This window comes from Pseudomonas sp. sp1636 (assembly GCF_030376615.1).
In the GTDB taxonomy this organism is placed as follows: domain Bacteria; phylum Pseudomonadota; class Gammaproteobacteria; order Pseudomonadales; family Pseudomonadaceae; genus Aquipseudomonas.
Genome location: NZ_JARRAB010000016.1, coordinates 69,453 through 87,806, shown reverse-complemented (window position 1 = coordinate 87,806; position 18,354 = coordinate 69,453). Strand labels below are relative to the sequence as shown.

Genomic DNA, 18,354 nt, shown 5'->3' with positions numbered 1-18,354 from the left:
ACCGTCGATACCGTTTATCACAGGGGCAAGGCCCTACGACTGCGCGAGCGCTATGCTCTTTGAACAGGCTGTCCCGTCACTGATATGCGCTCGCCAGCGCTTCAACCAACCGGCTACGGACGATAGCCTTAATTAGGCTGATGCTTCTGAACACCCGCTTCATCCTGCCCGAGGCAGTGCCGATGCCGTATTGCCGTCGCAAGGGAGCCAGAGGAGTCCTCATGGCACAGAGACGATCATGGCTGACACTGGGTTCGCTCTTGCTCGCGTGCCTGTTTGCGGCCCCAGTGGCCAACGTCTTGGCGTGGGATCTACAAGGTGTAAAAACCATCACCGCGATCACCCGCGACCAACAACGGATCACACTTGGCAGCGTGCGCTTTGAGCCGCGGGCTGATGGCTCCATTGCTTTCGCGGTCACGATGGAGCCTGCGCGCTTCACCGACCACTTCCTGTCCATGAAGGAATTCAAATGCCTCGATAGCCAGGACGAGGTCGTCTGCCATGTGCCATACCCGCACGCGCAACCGGGGATCGTTACCAGCAAAGACATGGCTTGGTTGGAGCACAACCTGCTGTTCTTATACCAACTGCCGACGGACTTTGGCGCCAAACTATGGAATGGCTTGTACTTCCAGTTGGAGCGCAGCGAACAAGGTCTGCGCGGAACAGCGCAAGCAATCGACCTCGACTATATCAGTGCGCCGCCAGACGACCCCGAGCAGCCCCCGTATCAACCGACACTGCGCGACGACATTGCGCCAGGAGTGCGCTGGATCGAATCCCTGACCATTGAGTAGGGCAAACAAGCGGAAGAAGGATCGGTTAACCGACTGCTGAACAACCACTGCGCTCGGCTAACAGGCCCATGAAGCCGTAGGGACGTATTTCATCAGATTCCGGCAGGCCTGTTTCATCATGCCCTAAGCTTTACACAAGGGTACTTGGACGTTGACCGATGAGGTTTGAACATGCATCCCTTGTTAACTGAACTTCACGCCTATCACCATGCTATTTCCGCCACTATCGTTCAGATCAACAACCTGCTCGACAAGTGCAAAAGTGCAACCGGCGACGCGGCTGACCGGCAAGAACTGTTCAAGCTACTGGCGTCGCTGCATGGCGCAGCCGAAGCGCGCCACCATCAAAATGAAGAACTTATTCGCCGCCAGCTATTGAACACCCGCGCCCCGGTGCATCACCGCGTGCTCGAGATAGAACGCGACCATCAGGGTTTCGCTCGCATTGCCGGCCAACTCAAGGCGCTTGAGGGTTCCAGTCATACGCCAATAGAAATAGCCCCGTTCGTCGAGGATTACCTGCACAAATACCACGACCATATGGACAGTGAAGAACATATCTTCTTCCCGATGGCGGATGAATGGCTAACCGATCGGCACTGGCAGGAAATCAAGCAGCAGTGGCAGAAGGAGGCGCCTTAACCGGCCGGTTAACGCAAGGCTCTGTACCCGTTAAGTGTTGTATCACCAGGCGCGAACTGCCTGCGATCCGTAGGAGGCCCGACCTCGGGGCGAGCTTTGGCTGTACCGCGAAACGATGGGGCAGGCAGCCCTGCGGGCTGCATTCGCCGCGGGGCGCGTGACCCACATGGATGTGGGAAATGCCGCTAGCCTGTCAGGAACAGGCGCGGCCCTCCGACAAGAGATCGCGCAGGCAACACATAATTGGGACATAGCCTAACGCAAGCCGCCCACCATCGCCGCCGCCACGCTGAGGACATCCTTGCCCAGTTGCATCGAGCGCTTGCCGTCCCAACCGGTGATCGGGTTGGCACTGTCGTCATGATCCTTGAAGGGCATTTCGATGGTGAAGGACAGGCAGTCGAACTCCATGCCGACCGCGTTGCAGGCCAGGGTGGTGTTGGCTTGACCGGGTTCGTCGCGCGGGTAGCCGAACGCGGTCTGGAACTCGGCACCGAGCGCCAGCAGACGGCTGCGGAATTCCTCCTCCAGTTTTTCCTGGCGCGCGCTGTAACCGGGGTTGCCTTCGCAGCCGGCGGTAAACACGTGGGGGATCTCCTCGTCGCCATGGATGTCGAGGAACAGGTCGACGCCGACGGCACGCATCTGCTGCTGAACGAACAACACCTCGGGGCTTTGCGCCTGGCTGGCCGATTGCCAGGCGCGGTTGAGATCCTGGCCGGCGGCGTTGGTGCGCAGGTGACCACGGAAGGCACCATCCGGATTCATGTTCGGCACCAGGTACAGATCGGCCTGTTGCAGCAGGGCATCCAGCTCGGCGTCGTCAGTTTTTTGCAGGCGTTCGATCACGCCTTCCATGAACCATTCGGCCATGTGTTCGCCGGGATGCTGCTGGGCGATGAGCCAGATCTTGCGCCGGGCCTGCGGGTTACGGCTGACGCGCAGTAACTGGATAGCCCGGCCCTCGAGGCTTTTACCCGTGGCGAACAATTCGGCGCCGGCCTTGTTCAGCGCCTGCTCGATCAACCAGTCATGGCGTGCGCGGCTGTAGGGTTGGAAATAGGCGAACCAGACCTGGGCTGCGCTCGGTTCGATGGCGAAGTTGAGCGCGCCCTCCTCAAAACGACTGGGCACGCGAAACCAGTTGCTATGGTCGTAGGAGGCAACGGCGTTGTAGCCGGCCCAGGCGTGGCGGTAGGCGGACTGGCCGGCATTGGTCAGGCTGAAGCCGTAGCGCTGGCCTGGGGTCAAGCCCTCGACCTTGAAGTGGAACCACTGGAAGTGATGGCTATTAAGATCCGGGCGCATGGCCAGCAGCACCTGCTGCGGATTGCTGGCGTCGAGCACCTCGATATTGCCGCTGTCGAAATTGGAGCTGATCTTCATGGATACCTCGAAGGCCTGATGGTGCGCCGCACCTGTGCCCGTAAGAATCGCAGGTCTGCCCCGCGCGGGAAACGCCAGAGGCGACAAACTGACAGGTATTCGCCGCTCGGCGAGCGTGGCGGATGGCGCGAGACTGTAGCGCGGCAAGGTCAGCGGCGCAGCCCGGCGGTGCAACTTGCGCGCGGCCATAAGGTCTTCTGTTACTCGGTGGCGCAGATGGGCACCCCACACAACGCCGACAGCCATCAAAAACCCGCACCCCGCTCACGCACAAAAGGAATGAGCATGACGCTTCAGCAATGGCTCAGCAGCAAGCGACTCGTTCTGGCATGTACCCTACTCCTGCTGGGCGGTTGCGCCGGCCAACAACCGAGCACGGGCCGCACACCGCAGGCGCAACCGCCGGCGGCCGGCGAGCACCCGATTGAGGAGACGGCGGCCACCCTGGCGAAGCTGCGCAGCCAAGCCAACCGCGGCGATCTCGACAGCCAGTTTCAACTGGGCAGTTTCTACTTCGTCGGCAAGCCGGAGAAAGATCTCAAGCAAGCCGAATACTGGTGGAAGCAGGCCGCCGACAAGGGCCACGCCATGGCCGCAGTCAGCCTGGCCTACCTGTATAGCGGCCGCGACAATCCGGCGTTCGCCAAGCACAAGGAGATGCTCAAGTACCTCAACCAGTCGGCCGCCGGCGGCAACCCGATGGCCCAGCACATCCTCGGCAATCTCTACCTCAGGGGCGCGCAAGGCGTGCCGCGCGATCCCGACCAGGCCCGCGCGCTGTTCCAAAGCGCCTGCAAACAGGACTATGCGGTCAGTTGCACGGCGTTGACGACATTGCCCTGAGCTCGTTTATCCCCCAACAACCTGCGCTCGGGCGCACACCCGCTTGGGCCGGAACGCAACCCTGCCGGTTCATGCCGGCTACGCAGCAAAGCGGCCTACCACCGCCTCACAGCGATCAGGGTTTGAGATCGAACAGCGCCTTGCCGCTTTCCATATCGAAGGGCGCGGAGAAGTGTTCGTGGATGATCAACCAGCGACCGTTGCGCTTCTGATAGCCCTGGCTCACGCGCATCCAGGAGGACTGCTCCTGGCCCTTGTCGTCGCTGCCGCCGCAGTGGCACAGGTAATAGCCCAGGGCCAGGTCGCCGCCAACCCGCAACGTCGGCTCATGGATTTCGAAGACGCCCGGCCCCGCGCACATCTCCATGCAGGCTTGCCAGTGGGCGCCATAAGCCTCGCGGCCCTTGAACTGCAGTTGGAGGATGGCGTCGTAGGCGACCACATCCGCCGCATAATGGCCGACGATGCGCGCGACATCCTTGGCCTGTACGGCCTGCACCCAGTCGTCGAGCAGGGCTTGAACGCTGCGTTGTTCATCTTGCAAATGGCTCGCGGTATGCATTTTTCAGTTCTCCTGTCTGCTCGTGTAACCGATGGGGCGTTCGCTGACCGGCCGGTTCAGGCGTATCTGTCAGCGTAGGCCGCCCGCTCGGCCAGGGCAACGGCCGAGCGGAAGCGCTCGATCAACCGGCCGACGTAAGCGATCAATTCTGGTTGCCCATACGAATCAAGGCTTGCGCGACAACTCAGCGAGCCCCTGGCGCCTGCCGGCAGAAAGGCCCCGTTTCAGATGGCAGAAAAACGCCTGGCCAGTTGCGGCGGCTCGAAGCTAACGCCGAGAACGTCGACAAAGGCGCGCATTTTCACCGAGGCCTCATCGCCCCTTGCCGCCCAGCAACGCGCCCAGTAAACCACGCACCAGTTGCCGGCCGATCTGGTTGGCGGCTTGGCGCACGGCGCTCTTCATCACCTGCCCGGCCAGACCGCCGAGCATCTCGCCGACGCCGCCGGCGGCACTCGTCTGGGCTTGCGCCTGCGCCGCCTCGACACTGGCTTGCGCGGCACGGGCGGTGAGCCGTTCGTAGGCCGACTCGCGGTCGATCGGTTTGTCGTAGCGCCCGGCCAACGGCGATTGACCAATCAACGCGGCCCGCTCGCTCTCGCTCAACGGGCCGATGCGCGACTGTGGCGGCGCGATGGCCACGCGCCGCACCATGGCCGGCGTGCCCTTCTCCTCCAGGGTGCCGACCAGGGCCTCGCCGATGCCCAGTTCGGTTAGGGTGGGCAGGGCATTGATCGCGGGGTTGGGGCGGAAACCATCCGCCACCGCGCGCAAGGATTTCTGCTCCTTGGCGGTGAAGGCGCGCAAGCCATGCTGAATGCGCAGACCAAGCTGGGCCAGTACCTCATCGGGCAAATCGCTGGGCGATTGGGTGACGAAGTACACCCCGACGCCTTTCGAGCGGATCAAGCGCACCACCTGCTCCAGGCGCTCCTGCAGGCCCTTCGGTGTGTCGGCGAACAGCAGGTGCGCCTCATCGAAGAACAGCGCCAGCAGCGGCTTGTCGGCATCGCCGCGCTCCGGCAACTGCTCGAACAACTCGGCCAGCAGCCACAGCAGGAAGGTCGCGTAGACCTTGGGCGCTTCATGCACCAGCCGGCTGGCGTCGAGCAGGTGAATCCGCCCGCGGCCGTCGCGATCCGGCTGCAGGATATCCTCCAGTTGCAGCGCCGGCTCGCCGAACAAGGCTTCGACGCCCTGCTGCTCGAGGCTCGCCAGGCGGCGCAAGAGGGCCTGGGCAGAGGCATTGGTGAACAGCGCACTGTCCTCGCCGAGCACATCCGGGTTGCTCTTCAGGTGCGCCAGCAGTGCTTTCAGGTCTTTCAGATCGAGCAATAGCAAGCCTTCGCGATCCGCCACCTTGAACGCCGCATAGAGGGCGGCCTGCTGGCTGTCGCTCAACTCCAGCAGCGCGCCGAGCAACAGCGGCCCCAGCTCGCTCAAGGTGGTGCGCAGCGGGTGACCGCTCTGCCCATGGATGTCCCACAGGGTCACCGGGTAGGCCGTCGGTCGGTGCTCGAGCCAGGGCATGCTGGCGATCCGCTCGGCCACCTTGCCCTGCGGCGCTCCGGCGGCGCCGAGGCCGCACAGGTCGCCCTTCACATCCGCGGCGAACACCGCCACCCCGGCGTCGCTGAACTCCTCCACCAGGCGCTGCAGGGTCACCGTCTTGCCCGTGCCGGTCGCCCCGGCCACCAGACCGTGGCGATTAGCCAGACGCATAAGCTGAGCGACAGGTTGACCGTCGCGATCGGCGCCGAGAACCAACGGGTTTACTACAGGCATTTATATGTCTCCTGAACTAAAGCTTTACTGCCGCTATGCCGACATAATTACTGACGCCGATCCGTTGGCGCTGCCTGTGCAATGCGCCAGCCAAGACTGGTTCCAGACAATACCGGACGCAAGAAGTCATGAATAATAATTTGAAATTCAGTCACAAGATCCTCCTGGCCGCCTCGCTGGTGGTAATTGCCGCGTTCTCATTGTTCACCCTGTACAACGACTACCTGCAACGCAATGCGATCCGCGCCGATCTGGAAAACTACCTGCAGGAAATGGGCAACGTCACCGCCAGCAACATCCAGAACTGGCTGTCGGGGCGCATCCTGCTAGTGGAAAGCGCCGCCCAGTCGCTCGCCCGAAACAGCGGCCCCGAGCAGGTCAGCAGCCTGCTGGAGCAGAAAGCCCTGACCTCGACCTTCGCCTTCAGTTACCTGGGCAGCGCGGACGGCGCCTTTACCATGCGCCCGAACGAGAAAATGCCGGACGACTACGACCCGCGCAGCCGCCCCTGGTACAAGGACGCCATGGCTGCCGGCGCCACCACCCTCACCGAACCCTACGTGGATGCCGCCACCGGCGCGCTGATCATCACCATCGCCACCCCGGCCAAACCTGCCGGCGTAGTCGGCGGCGATCTGAGCTTGAAGACCCTGGTCGACATCATCAACTCGCTGGACTTCGACGGCCTGGGCTACGCCTTTCTGGTCAGTGCCGACGGCAAGATCCTGGTGCACCCGGACAAGAGCCTGGTGATGAAAAGCCTTCGCGACGTCTTCCCCGAGCACACCCCGCGCATTGGCGCTGAGCTCAGCGAGGCCAACGCAAACGGCCAAACCCGTATCCTCACCTTCGCTCCGGTCAAGGGCCTGCCCTCGGTCAACTGGTACGTCGGCCTGTCCATCGACAAGGACAAGGCTTACGCGGTGCTCAGCGACTTCCGCGCCTCGGCCATAGTCGCCACGCTGATCGCGGTGGTGCTGATCATCCTCCTGCTGAGCATGCTGATCCGCCTGCTGATGCAACCCCTGACGATAATGGGCAAAGCCATGCAGGACATTGCCCAGGGCGATGGCGACCTGACCAAACGCCTGGAGATCCGCTCCAACGACGAGTTCGGCGCCCTGGCCAAAGCCTTCAACCAATTCGTCGAGCGGATTCACGGCTCGATCCGCGAAGTGTCCTCGGCGACCAGCCAAGTCAACGAAGTGGCCAAGCTGGTGGTCAACGCGTCCAACGCCTCGATGCTCAACTCCGACGAACAGGCCAGCCGCACCAATAGCGTGGCCGCCGCCATTAACCAGCTGGGCGCCGCCGCCCAGGAAATCGCGCGCAACGCCGCAGATGCCTCGACCCAGGCCTCGGACGCCCGTCAGCAGGCCGAAGATGGCCGCCTGGTGGTGGAGAAAACCATCCAGTCGATGAACGCACTGTCCAGCAAGATCAGCACCTCCTGCGCCAATATCGAAACGCTGAACGGCAATACGGTGAACATCGGCCAGATCCTCGAAGTGATCAAGAGCATCTCCCAGCAGACCAACCTGCTGGCGCTCAACGCGGCCATCGAGGCCGCCCGTGCCGGCGAGGCCGGGCGCGGATTCGCCGTGGTCGCGGACGAGGTGCGCAACCTGGCCCACCGCACCCAGGAATCGGCGCAGGAAATCGACAAAATGATCGAGGAGCTGCAGGTCGGCTCGCGCGAGTCGGTCACCACCATGACCGAAAGCCAGCGCTACAGCGAAGAAAGCGTGCAGATCGCCAACCAGGCCGGCGAACGCCTGGGCAGCGTGACCCTGCGCATCGGCGAGATCGACGGCATGAACCAATCGGTGGCTACCGCCACCGAAGAGCAGACCTCGGTAATCGAGTCGCTGAACATGGACATCATCGAGATCAACACCCTCAATCAGGAAGGTGTGGAAAACCTCCAGGCGACCCTGCGCGCCTGCGGCGACTTGGGGCAGCAGGCCTCGCGCCTCAAGCTGTTGGTCGACAGCTTCCGCATCTGACCCCGCAACCACCAAGGGGCGCTTGTTCAGCGCCCCTTATCTGTTTTTTGCTCTATTCCTTTTGCGCTGTTTCCGACTGTTCGCCGGCCTCCTCCTGCAGCTTTCGCCACAGCTCGGCGGCCTCGGCAAAGTCGCAACCACTGTGCGGGCTCAAGGCATCCGGATCGTAACGCCTGACACAACCCTCGCCCAGGGTCGGCAGCGGCTTCGAGGTGGCGCGCTCCTGGGGATCTCGCATAGTGGCAACCTCCATTGACGCCCGACACAGTGCTGGAATCGATCGCTATCGGCGCAAATTCGCCCCACGGCCGAACGCGGCCACTTGCTGCTCACGCCAGCGCCGACGGCAGCCTGCAGACCGTCCAGACCCTGCAAAGTCAAAGCGAGGCTCTGCCGCCCGACTCAGCCACGGCCCGAACCTCGCAGCCTCATTGCGAAAGAATCTTGCCCTGATCGTGCTGGGCGAATTCCTTGACCGCACGCAGCACATCGCTGCGGCTGATCTGGCCAATCAAACGGCCATCTTCGACCACCGGCATGCGCCGGCGGCGCCCGCGCAGAAAACGCTCGGAGACCTCGATGATGTCAGCCTCGGGCGAGATGGTTTCGACTTCAGTGGTCATATAGGCACAGACGTCGCCCCCCGCCGACTCGTAATACGCGCCGGAGAGAATCCCGCGCAGACAATCTCCCTCCGACAGCAAGCCGATCAGATGGCCTTGCGAGTCGATAACCGGAGCACCGGAAATCCGATGCTCCAACAGCCGATTGATGGCGGTGAACAGATCGGTTTCAGACCGAAAAGTTACCAGGTGGCGAGTCATGTAATCGCGCACCTTGATTGACTTGAGCATAAGCGAACTCCTTTATCGGGCCGTTTGAAAACTACTGCGCTCGTTCAAATCAGACTCGGACGACTCCTGTACAGCTCCGTGTCCCCGCCTGATTGTTACCTAACCGGGCCTCCCAACTGGGCGTCCCGGCTAACCTTTGCCCGACCCGGCAATCAGTCGAACACTACCGTCTTGTTATCGTGAACCAATACGCGATCCTCCAAGTGATAGCGTAGCCCACGCGACAGCACCATTTTCTCCACATCTTTACCCAGACGCACCATTTCCTCGATGCTGTCGCGGTGGCTGACGCGCACCACGTCCTGTTCAATGATCGGGCCGGCATCCAACTCCTCGGTAACATAATGCGAAGTGGCCCCGATTAACTTGACCCCGCGCAATGAAGCCTGGTGATACGGCTTGGCCCCCACGAACGACGGCAGGAAACTGTGGTGGATGTTGATCACCCGCTGGGCGAAGTCGCGACACAGTTGCGCCGGAAGAATTTGCATATAACGCGCCAGCACTATGACGTCGGCGGCATGCGCGTTGACCAGGCGCTCCACTTCATCGAAGGCCGACTGTTTATTCTGCGGCTCGACAGGCACATGAAAATAGGGAATGGCGTGCCACTCGACCATGCTGCGCAAATCGTCATGATTGGAAATCACGCACGCAATTTCACAGTCCAATTCATCGCTGTGCCAACGGTGCAGCAAATCAGCCAGGCAATGCGACTCGCGACTGGCCATCAACACCACGCGTTTTTTCTGTGCCGAATCAGTCACCCGCCACTCCATGGAAAACTCACGAGCGATGGGAGCAAAGGCTTGATGAAATCCCGGCAAATCAAACGGCAACGAATCGGCACGAATCTCATGGCGCATGAAGAACCAACCGCTGTGATTATCCGAGTGATGGCTCGCCTCGGTGATCCAACCGTTATAAGTGGCCAAAAAGTTACTGACCTTGGCCACGATACCAACGCGATCCGGGCAGGCAATGAGCAACCGAAAAGTACGCATGGAAAACTCCAGAGAAGTCGCAAAGTCGGTCATTCTAGCCACAGCGCGAGAAAACTGCAGTATTCCTGAATACCAGCCCGACCGAGCCATGCCACAGTACCGAAGCAATCCGACTCGACAGCCAGGGCGATAGGATTTGGTTGACGATAGTGGCCTTGCAAGAGCCGCATAGGGCGACGGACAAACACTGACTGGCTGGTTCATGGCGTTATCGCACCAGCAAATTTAAAACTTTATGTGATAAACCGTGGCAAATTCTTGCAAAGCGGTTTACTTGTCAAAAGTGCCTGACTATTATTGCTAACACTTAGCCATCACCTAATCAGATCAAGGTAAGCCACATGTCGCTGATCAACGAATACCGCGCCACCGAAGAAGCCATCAAAGAACTGCAAGAACGCCTGAAAAACCTGTCGCAAGACGACAAACTGAAAAAAGAACTGGAATTCGAAGGCAAACTGCGCACGCTGATGGGCGAATACCAGAAATCCCTGCGCGACATCATTGCCATGCTCGATCCGGACGCCAAAGCCGGCAAGGCGCCGCGCGCTGGCGTCAAGACCACCGGAGCCAAGCGTGCACGCAAAGTTAAGCAGTACAAGAACCCGAACACCGGCGAAGTGATCGAAACCAAAGGCGGCAACCACAAGACTCTGAAAGAGTGGAAAGCCAAGTGGGGCGGTGATGTTGTTGAAGGCTGGGCAACCCTGCTGGGCTAAGCGCTACTTTCAAGCCGCCACTTTCAGCGCATAAAAAACGCCAGCTTCGCTGGCGTTTTTTTATGGCGATGTCCCAATTATGTGTTGCAGGCGCGATCTCTTGTCGGAGCCGCGCCCCCGCGGCGAATGCAGCCCGCCGGGCTGCCTGCCCGTCGTTTCGCGGTGTTTCGCGGTATATAGCCAAAGCTCGCCCCGAGGTCGGGCCTCCTACGGATCGCAGGCAGTTCGCGCCTGGCGATACAACACCTAACGGGTACAGAGTCTTTTTTATGGCCATGCCTCAGTTACATGCGGCAAGGGGTAGGGCTTTTGCAGGCGCGGCGACCAGGCTCAATGCATAACCGGGACATAACCCTGTTCATGGCCCGGCAGCCTGGCGAGCATTAAAGGGCATAACGCAGGCGCAACTGCTGCGCATAGTCGCGCCATTCAGCCAGCACCGCCTGCTGCCCAGGCGTGGCTTGAGCGAATATTTCGTCGAGCGCCAGCGCAAAATCCGCCAAAGTATTAGGCGCGCCGCACTCGGGGCGGGTTAACCGCTGCTGACAGAACTTCAACCAGCGCTGCTGTTCTGCTGCATCCAGGCTGGCAGAAAAGTTGCGCGCACGATAACGAAATAATAATTCCGGTAAGCGTGCGTCAGCGAACGGCCAGACACCTTGAGCCAACTGCGCTGGTTCGGCGTTACGCACTTGCTCGCATAAACGCCGATCGCGGTCACCAATAAAACCGTCATATAGCTGTTGCTCTGGATCCTCGCTGGCGGCAAAACCTTCTTCGCCATATATCAGGGCGAGTTTGTCCCGCCATTGCGCTTGAGCGGCAACCAGTTGGTCGGCGTGCAGCAGAGGCTCGCTCATGTCCAACTGCAAACGCTGAATATCTTCGCCGCGCAGTACATTCAATGGCGCCACCACCGGGCAACGGTTGATATGCAGCAGCTTCAAGGGTACCGGCAACTCGCCCTCGCCCAATTGTTCGCGCCGGGTATATAAACGTCGGCGCAAGCACTCGCCATCTTCCTCGAGCAATGGCGCCGGGTCGGCGTGCAAGTCGCAGACGATAAGCGCATTGCGATTACGCGGATGCCAGGCCAGCGGCAGCACCAGCGCCAGATAATGTCGCGTACCGGCGAAGCGCCCGGAAATATGCACCAGGGGCTGTAACAAACGCACCTGATCGAGTACCCGTTGCTTGCTGCGCAATTGATAGAGGTAGTTGTACAGCTTGGGTTGTTTGCTGCGGATCAGGCGCGCCAGGGCGATGGTCGCGCGTACATCGGCCAGCGCGTCATGGGCCTGGCCATGCTCGATGCCATTGGCGGCGGTCAGACGCTCCAGCTTGAGGCTGACACGCCCCTCGTCCTGCGGCCAGACGATGCCGTCCGGGCGCAAGGCATAGGCCGCGCGCACCAGGTCGATCAGATCCCAACGGCTATTGCCGCCCTGCCATTCGCGGGCATAGGGGTCAAAAAAATTGCGATACAAGCTGTAGCGGGTGACCTCATCGTCAAAACGCAGACTGTTATAGCCCACGCTGCACGTACCCGGCTGCAGCATTTCGGCATGCACGCGAGCCATGAATTCGGCCTCGCCCAAGCCTTTGCCCGCCAACTGGCTGGGCGTGATGCCGGTGACCAGGCAGGCGGCCGGATGCGGCAAGATGTCGTCGCTGGGCTGACAGTAGATGTTCAGCGGCTCGCCGATTTCGTTGAGGTCTTCGTCGGTGCGAATCCCGGCGACTTGCAGCGGACGGTCGCGGCGCGGGTCGATGCCGGTGGTTTCATAGTCGTACCAGAACAGACTGGAGGTCACGGTGGCTTCCTATAGCAGTGGGCGACGCCAGTCTAGCATTGCCCGGACGGGCATCAGGCAGGTACGGAATGCGGCCTCAAGCGCAGTTTGTATGCGGATCGGTTGCTTCGCCGCCTGCCGCTGGCTAGGGTCTGTTACCGTTTCATCGCGACCGCGCCGGAGCCTGTTTTAGCGCGAGGCAAGGCACGAGGCGCGAAGTTTGGTTGTTCCAAATGAGCGTCGAGAAACGCAGCATCGCGCTAAAACAGGCCCGGCCCTGCGGGTTGCGCGGAAAATCTCGCCATGCGTTGTTGTAGGACTTGGCAAGGGAACAACCATTACCGGCGTCCTACGCCTAGCCTGGCGATATTTTTCGCGGCAACGCGGCTTGCGCTGAAACGGCAACAGACCCTAGCATCGGGGTTTATCCAGCGCAGACCGCCGATGCCGCCTTCCGCCACCCGACCTTCTCCGCGCGAGCCACGCTCACCCGGCCAGCCGCCAACCGCACTGCTGGACACCCGTTATCAGGTGGAAACCCCGGAAGGCATCGATCTGCTTCTGCGCCCTGCCGGCCTGGTGCCGCGCGCCCTGGCTTTCACCATCGACCTGCTGATTCGCGGCCTGCTGTTGCTGGTGATGTTCATCGCCCTCGGCCTGCTCGGCAAACTCGGCATGGGCCTGGCGACCATCCTGCTGTTTCTGCTGACCTGGTGGTACATGGTGCTGTTCGAGGTGTTCAACCAGGGCCGCTCCCCCGGCAAGCAGCTACTCGGCCTGCGCGTGGTGCACGATGACGGCACCCCGGTCGGCTGGGCCGCCTCGCTGACCCGCAACCTGCTGCGCTTCGTCGATATCCTGCCGTTCGCCTACACCCTGGGCATTCTCAGCTGCCTCAATCACCCGGCGTTCAAACGCCTCGGCGATATCGCCGCCGGCACCCTGGTGGTCTACCGCGATACCCTGCCCGCGCGACCGGATCTGCCGCAAGCCGAACCGCTGCCTGCGCCTTTCGCCCTCAACCTGGTCGAACAACGCGCCCTGCTGGGATTTGCCGAGCGCGGGCAAAGCCTGTCCAGCGAACGCCGCGTCGAGCTGGCGGCGATTCTGGCCGAGCCCCTGCAAGTACCGCACGAGCAGGCGCAACAGCGAATCCACGGCATCGCCCGCGGTCTGCTGGGGCCGACATGAAACAGAGCCTGTTCGAAAGCCGCCACCAAGCCGACTGGCAAGCCTTCACCGCGCTACTCGACGCGCTCGAACGCGGCAAGGCCGACAGCCAGCAGAGCAAGGGCTTTGCTGGCGCTTACCGACGCCTCTGCCAACAACTGGCCCTGGCCCAGGCGCGCGGTTACAGCAACCACCTGATCGAGCAGTTGCAGCACCTGGCATTACGCGGCCACCAGCAGTTCTATCGCCATCGCAGCCCGTTGGGCGCGCAACTGATCGGCTTCGTGCTCGGCGGCTTTCCCCGTCTGGTGCGGGCCGAATGGCGCTGCGTGCTGGCCGCCGGCCTGCTGTTTTTCGGCAGCCTGCTGAGCATGGGAGTGCTGGTCTATCTGTTCCCCGAGCTGATCTACAGCCTGGTCGATCCCGAGCAGGTCGCGAGCATGGAGCAGATGTACGACCCCGATGCCCGGCGCCTCGGGCGCTTCGGCGAGCGCCACTCAGGTGACGACTGGCTGATGTTCGGCTTCTACATCATGAACAACATCGGCATCGCCTTTCAGACCTTCGCCAGCGGCCTGCTGTTCGGTCTGGGCAGCCTGTTCTTCCTGCTGTTCAACGGCCTGATGATCGGCGCGGTGGCCGGCCACCTGACCCAGATCGGCTACGGCGCGACCTTCTGGTCGTTCGTCATCGGCCACGGCGCCTTCGAATTGACCGCCATCGCCCTGGCGGGCGGTGCCGGCCTCAAGCTCGGCTGGGCACTGCTCGCGCCCGGCCGCCTGCCACGCAGCGAAGCCTTGCGCCTGGCCGCCGGACGCAGCGTGCGCTTGGTCGGCGGGGTCATCCTGTTTCTGCTTGTGGCCGCCTTTATCGAGGCCTACTGGTCGTCGATGACCTTCGCCGAGCCGGCCGTCAAATATGCCGTAGGCGCAGGCCTCTGGCTGCTGGTGCTGAGCTATCTGCTGCTGGCCGGCCGAGGTGCCCATGCGCCTGACTGATGCCAGCGTGGCGATCCGCCCGCGCAGCCCCTGGGAAGCCCTGGATCTCGGCGTGCTCCTGGCGCGCCGGCATGCCGGTCTGCTGATGGCCAGCTGGGCCTTGGTCAGCCTGCCGCTGTTCGCCCTGCTCTGCCTGTTGCTGTGGGACTACCCCGGCTGGGCGATCTTCGCCTTCTGGTGGTTGAAACCGGCCTACGAGCGCCTGCCGCTGCATATCCTCGCGCGCGCCCTGTTCGGCGACACGCCCAGCCTCAAGCACGCGCTCAAAGCCCTGCCGGGCCTGCTCAAGCCGCAATTGCTGGCCAGCCTGACCTGGCGCCGCTTCAGCCCCACACGCAGCTTCGATCTGCCGGTCATGCAGCTGGAGGGTTTGTCCGGCCAGGCGCGCAGCCAGCGTCTGGTGGTGCTGGGCCAGCGCGATGCGGGCGCCGCGACCTGGCTGACCATGGTCGGCATGCACCTGGAAATGGCCCTGTGGCTGGGCCTGGCCAGCCTGTTCTACCTGCTGCTGCCGGCCCAGGTCGAACTGGACTGGAGCTGGCAGAGCCTGATCGATGCCGCGGCCGGCGACTGGCTGTGGCTGGAGCATCTGTCCAACCTGCTCTACGTCCTGGTGCTGATCGTCTGGGAACCGATCTACGTCGCCTGCGGCTTCACCCTCTACCTGAATCGGCGCACGGCCCTGGAAGGCTGGGATATCGAACTGGTATTCCGCCAACTGCGCCAGCGCCTGACCGGCGTGGCCTACGCCCTGCTGCTCGGCTGCGGCTTGTTGCTGCTGCAGGCACCCATACCGGCCATGGCCGCCGAGATCGGCAGTTGCCCGCTGCCGGTGGAGGATCCCATCGGCCCCCAAGCCGAACGCCTGCTCAAGCAGCCGCTGAACAGTCAGGCGGCGCAACACAGCATCGGCCAACTGCTCGACCAGCCACCCTTCGAACACCGCGAAACCGTCACCCGCTGGCGCTTCGGCGAACAAGAGCAAACCGCGGAGCTGGACGAAGACCAGATCAAGAGCCTGCTGGCACTGCTCGAGAAGTTCTTCAAGCTGGCCGAGTTCTGGAACAGCATCGACGCGCTCGCGCTGTTTTTCGAGGCCCTGCTCTGGGCAAGCCTGCTCGGCCTGGCGGCACTGCTGATCTGGCGCTATCGGCAATGGCTCGGCACCTTCGCCGGACGCCTGGGGCTGACGCAACGCAGTGCCACAGCACCGGCCAGCCAGCTGTTCGGCCTCGAGGTCGCCCCGCAAAGCTTGCCGGCGGATGTCGCCGGCACAGTCGAGCGGCTCTGGGCCGAGCAACCGCGCGCGGCTCTCGGCCTGCTCTATCGCGCCTTGCTCAGCCGCCTGCTGCACGACTACCGCCTGCCCCTGAACGGCGCCCACACCGAGAGCGAAGTGCTGCGCCTGGTGCTGCGCCTGGAGCAGAGCGAACTGAGCGACTTCAGCCAGACCCTGACCCTGCACTGGCAGAACCTCGCCTACGGCCACCGCCTGCCGCCGGATCATCTGCGCCAGGCGCTGTGCCAAGGCTGGCGGCAGCTGTTCGATGACGGAGTACGCCCATGAGCCGGCACCGCCAACTGCTCCTCGGCAGCGTGCTGGTGCTGGGCCTGGCTCTGCTCGGCCTCTACCTGTTGAGTCGCGCCCAACCCTATACGGAAACCGTCGAGCACGGCCCGGCACCCGAGGCGCAAGCCAATCCGTACCTGGCCGCCGAATACTTTCTGCGCCGGCAAGGCCTGCAGGTGCAGCGCACCGACAACCTGCAGATGCTGCCGACTTTGCCCAGTGCCGGGCAGACCCTGGTGCTGCTTGGCGATCGCCAGCGCATGAGCCCGCGCCAAGCCGAGCGCCTGCTGGCCTGGGCCGCCAAGGGGGGACACCTGGTGTTCGTCGCCGAACGCCTGTGGGATGAGGATGAGGGCAAAAGCGGCGACCTGCTGCTCGATAACCTGGGCCTGCAGCAATACCAGAGCGACGACCTCGACGAGCCCGAGGGCGAAAGCCAGGAGCCCGCAGCGGAGGCAGGCGACGCCACTGCCCAACCCTACCCCGAGCTGACCCAGCTCTACCTGGAAAACGAGCAAGCCCCGGCCTACTTCAGTTTCGACACCGGCTTCCATCTCTACGACGCGAAAAATCGCGCGCATGCCTGGGCCAACAGCGCAGCGGCGACCCACCTGATGCAGCTCTATCATGGCGACGGCCTGGTCAGCGTGCTGAGCGACAGCTGGATCTGGCAGAACGACAAGATCGCCGATTACGACAATGCCTGGCTGCTCTGGTACCTCAGTCAGGACAGCGCCGTGACCCTGCTCTACCGCGCCGATCGCGACAACCTGTTCAGCCTGCTGCTGCGCTATTTCCCCCAAGCCCTGCTGGCCTTGGCCCTGCTGCTCGGCCTCGGCCTGTGGCGCGTCGGCATGCGTCAGGGGCCGCTGCAAGCGCCGGCCAGCCCCAATCGCCGGCAATTGCACGAGCACCTGCGCGGCAGCGCCGATTTTCTCCTCCGTCGCGGCGGTCAGCACAGCCTGCTGCAAGGCTTGCAACAGGATATCCAGCGCCGCGCACGGCGCCGCCACCCCGGTTTCGAACGCCTCGGCGTGGCCGAACAATGGCAGGTGCTGGGGCGCCTGACCCGCTTGCCCAGCCGCGCCATCAGCCACGCCATGCGGCCGCTGCCCAAGCAGCGCCTGTCCGCCGTCGACTTCACCCGCCAGGTCGCCCACCTGCAAACACTCAGGAATGCCCTATGAGCGAACACCCGTCCGAACAGCTGAGCCCGCCCGCCGCAGCCACGGCCCAGGCGCCGAGCAACCCGGCGCAGCAACGCCAACGCGCCAGCCAACTGGCCCAGGCCCTGCGCCTGGAACTGCACAAGGCACTGATCGGCCAGAACGCGGTGGTCGACGATGTGCTCACCGCCTTGATCGCCGGCGGCCATGTGCTGATCGAGGGCGTCCCCGGCCTGGGCAAGACCCTGCTGGTGCGCGCCCTGGCGCGCTGCTTCGGCGGCGAGTTCGCGCGCATCCAGTTCACCCCGGACCTGATGCCCAGCGACGTCACCGGCCATGCGGTGTACGACCTGCAAAGCGAGCAATTCAAGCTGCGCAAGGGCCCGGTGTTCACCAACCTGCTGCTGGCCGACGAAATCAACCGGGCGCCGGCCAAGACCCAGGCGGCGCTGCTGGAGGTCATGCAGGAGCGCCAGGTCACCCTCGAAGGGCGCGCCCTGGCGGTGCCGCTGCCGTTCATGGTGCTGGCCACGCAGAACCCGATCGAGCAGGAAGGCACCTACCCGCTGCCCGAAGCCGAGCTGGATCGTTTCATGCTCAAGCTGCGCATGGACTACCCCGAGCAGGCCGAGGAACTGAGCATGGTGCGCCAGGTCACCCGCTCGACCCGCGCCGACATGCTCGACGTCAGCCCCTTGCGCGCCCTGCTGCAAGCCAAGGATCTGCTGGCCATGCAGAAGATCGCCAGCGACCTGCCGCTCGACGAGCAGGTGCTCGAGTATGCCGTGCGCCTGGCGCGCGCCACCCGCTCCTGGCCGGGGCTGATTCTCGGTGCCGGGCCACGCGCCTCGATCGCCCTGGTGCGTGGCGGCCGTGCCCGCGCCCTGCTGCGCGGCGGCGACTTCGTCCTGCCGGACGACATCAAGGGCTGCGCCCTGGCCGTGCTGCGCCACCGCGTGCGCCTGGCGCCGGAGCTGGATATCGAAGGGCTGGCGGTCGACCAGGTGCTGCAGCAGTTGCTCGATCAGGTGCCGGCGCCGCGCCTATGAGCCTAAC

At 63.0% G+C, this 18,354-nt stretch carries 17 protein-coding genes; 10 read left to right on the top strand and 7 right to left on the bottom strand.

What is annotated here, in order from left to right; all coding sequences use genetic code 11:
• Positions 1–140: 140 nt before the first annotated feature.
• Positions 141–800: a hypothetical protein gene (locus tag P8H27_RS16055; RefSeq protein WP_289638614.1), complete on the top strand. Its 660-nt coding sequence runs from the start codon at positions 141–143 to the stop codon at positions 798–800.
• Positions 801–971: 171 nt separating this feature from the next.
• Entirely contained in the window at positions 972–1,442 is a 471-nt protein-coding gene (locus P8H27_RS16050) for a hemerythrin domain-containing protein (protein WP_289638613.1), read from the top strand.
• Positions 1,443–1,697: 255 nt separating this feature from the next.
• Here the strand turns inward: P8H27_RS16050 and P8H27_RS16045 are convergent, their stop codons facing one another.
• Positions 1,698–2,828 carry a M14-type cytosolic carboxypeptidase gene (locus P8H27_RS16045; protein ID WP_289638612.1) on the bottom strand — a complete coding sequence of 377 codons (1,131 nt, stop codon included), beginning with the start codon at positions 2,826–2,828 and terminating at the stop codon, positions 1,698–1,700.
• Between the two features lie 285 nt (positions 2,829–3,113).
• Here P8H27_RS16045 and P8H27_RS16040 point away from each other — a divergent pair, with 285 nt between their 5' ends.
• Entirely contained in the window at positions 3,114–3,671 is a 558-nt protein-coding gene (locus P8H27_RS16040; RefSeq protein ID WP_374761360.1) for a tetratricopeptide repeat protein, read from the top strand.
• A gap of 115 nt (positions 3,672–3,786) precedes the next feature.
• Here the strand turns inward: P8H27_RS16040 and P8H27_RS16035 are convergent, their stop codons facing one another.
• Entirely contained in the window at positions 3,787–4,233 is a 447-nt protein-coding gene (locus tag P8H27_RS16035) for an SgcJ/EcaC family oxidoreductase (RefSeq protein WP_289638610.1), read from the bottom strand.
• 312 nt (positions 4,234–4,545) lie between these two features.
• Entirely contained in the window at positions 4,546–6,018 is a 1,473-nt protein-coding gene (locus tag P8H27_RS16030) for a helicase HerA-like domain-containing protein (protein ID WP_289638609.1), read from the bottom strand.
• A 128-nt stretch (positions 6,019–6,146) separates the two neighbouring features.
• Here P8H27_RS16030 and P8H27_RS16025 point away from each other — a divergent pair, with 128 nt between their 5' ends.
• Positions 6,147–8,024, top strand: coding sequence for a methyl-accepting chemotaxis protein (locus tag P8H27_RS16025; RefSeq protein ID WP_289638608.1), 1,878 nt, complete (start codon positions 6,147–6,149; stop codon positions 8,022–8,024).
• A 52-nt stretch (positions 8,025–8,076) separates the two neighbouring features.
• On the opposite strand, the gene P8H27_RS16020 is transcribed toward P8H27_RS16025, so the two are convergent.
• From P8H27_RS16020 to purU, 3 genes are all read right to left on the bottom strand, one after another.
• Positions 8,077–8,262 carry a hypothetical protein gene (locus tag P8H27_RS16020; protein ID WP_289638607.1) on the bottom strand — a complete coding sequence of 62 codons (186 nt, stop codon included), beginning with the start codon at positions 8,260–8,262 and terminating at the stop codon, positions 8,077–8,079.
• A gap of 190 nt (positions 8,263–8,452) precedes the next feature.
• Complete coding sequence (locus tag P8H27_RS16015) at positions 8,453–8,878, bottom strand: CBS domain-containing protein (RefSeq protein ID WP_289638605.1); 426 nt, start codon at positions 8,876–8,878, stop codon at positions 8,453–8,455.
• Between the two features lie 152 nt (positions 8,879–9,030).
• Complete coding sequence (gene purU / locus P8H27_RS16010) at positions 9,031–9,882, bottom strand: formyltetrahydrofolate deformylase (RefSeq protein WP_289638604.1); 852 nt, start codon at positions 9,880–9,882, stop codon at positions 9,031–9,033.
• 341 nt (positions 9,883–10,223) lie between these two features.
• On the opposite strand from purU, the gene mvaT reads away from it, so the two are divergent.
• Entirely contained in the window at positions 10,224–10,601 is a 378-nt protein-coding gene (gene mvaT / locus P8H27_RS16005; protein ID WP_289638603.1) for a histone-like nucleoid-structuring protein MvaT, read from the top strand.
• 383 nt (positions 10,602–10,984) lie between these two features.
• Here mvaT and sbcB read toward each other — a convergent pair whose 3' ends face one another.
• A complete protein-coding gene (gene sbcB, locus P8H27_RS16000; protein WP_289638602.1) occupies positions 10,985–12,415 on the bottom strand; it encodes an exodeoxyribonuclease I in 1,431 nt (476 codons plus the stop codon).
• A 423-nt stretch (positions 12,416–12,838) separates the two neighbouring features.
• Here sbcB and P8H27_RS15995 point away from each other — a divergent pair, with 423 nt between their 5' ends.
• Genes P8H27_RS15995 through P8H27_RS15975 form a run of 5 tightly spaced genes read left to right on the top strand, consistent with a single transcriptional unit; the run spans position 12,839 to position 18,347 of the window.
• Positions 12,839–13,585 (top strand): RDD family protein, encoded by a 747-nt coding sequence (locus tag P8H27_RS15995; protein WP_289638601.1) that lies wholly within the window; start codon positions 12,839–12,841, stop codon positions 13,583–13,585.
• Positions 13,582–14,562 (top strand): stage II sporulation protein M, encoded by a 981-nt coding sequence (locus P8H27_RS15990; RefSeq protein WP_289638600.1) that lies wholly within the window; start codon positions 13,582–13,584, stop codon positions 14,560–14,562. Before P8H27_RS15995 ends, P8H27_RS15990 begins: the two co-directional genes overlap by 4 nt.
• Positions 14,549–16,129, top strand: a complete 1,581-nt coding sequence (locus tag P8H27_RS15985; protein ID WP_289638599.1) for a DUF4129 domain-containing protein — start codon at positions 14,549–14,551, stop codon at positions 16,127–16,129. The genes P8H27_RS15990 and P8H27_RS15985 overlap by 14 nt, the downstream gene beginning before the upstream one ends.
• Entirely contained in the window at positions 16,126–17,319 is a 1,194-nt protein-coding gene (locus P8H27_RS15980; protein WP_289638598.1) for a DUF4350 domain-containing protein, read from the top strand. Before P8H27_RS15985 ends, P8H27_RS15980 begins: the two co-directional genes overlap by 4 nt.
• Positions 17,316–18,347, top strand: a complete 1,032-nt coding sequence (locus P8H27_RS15975; protein ID WP_289638597.1) for a MoxR family ATPase — start codon at positions 17,316–17,318, stop codon at positions 18,345–18,347. The genes P8H27_RS15980 and P8H27_RS15975 overlap by 4 nt, the downstream gene beginning before the upstream one ends.
• The last annotated feature ends 7 nt before the right edge of the window (positions 18,348–18,354 follow it).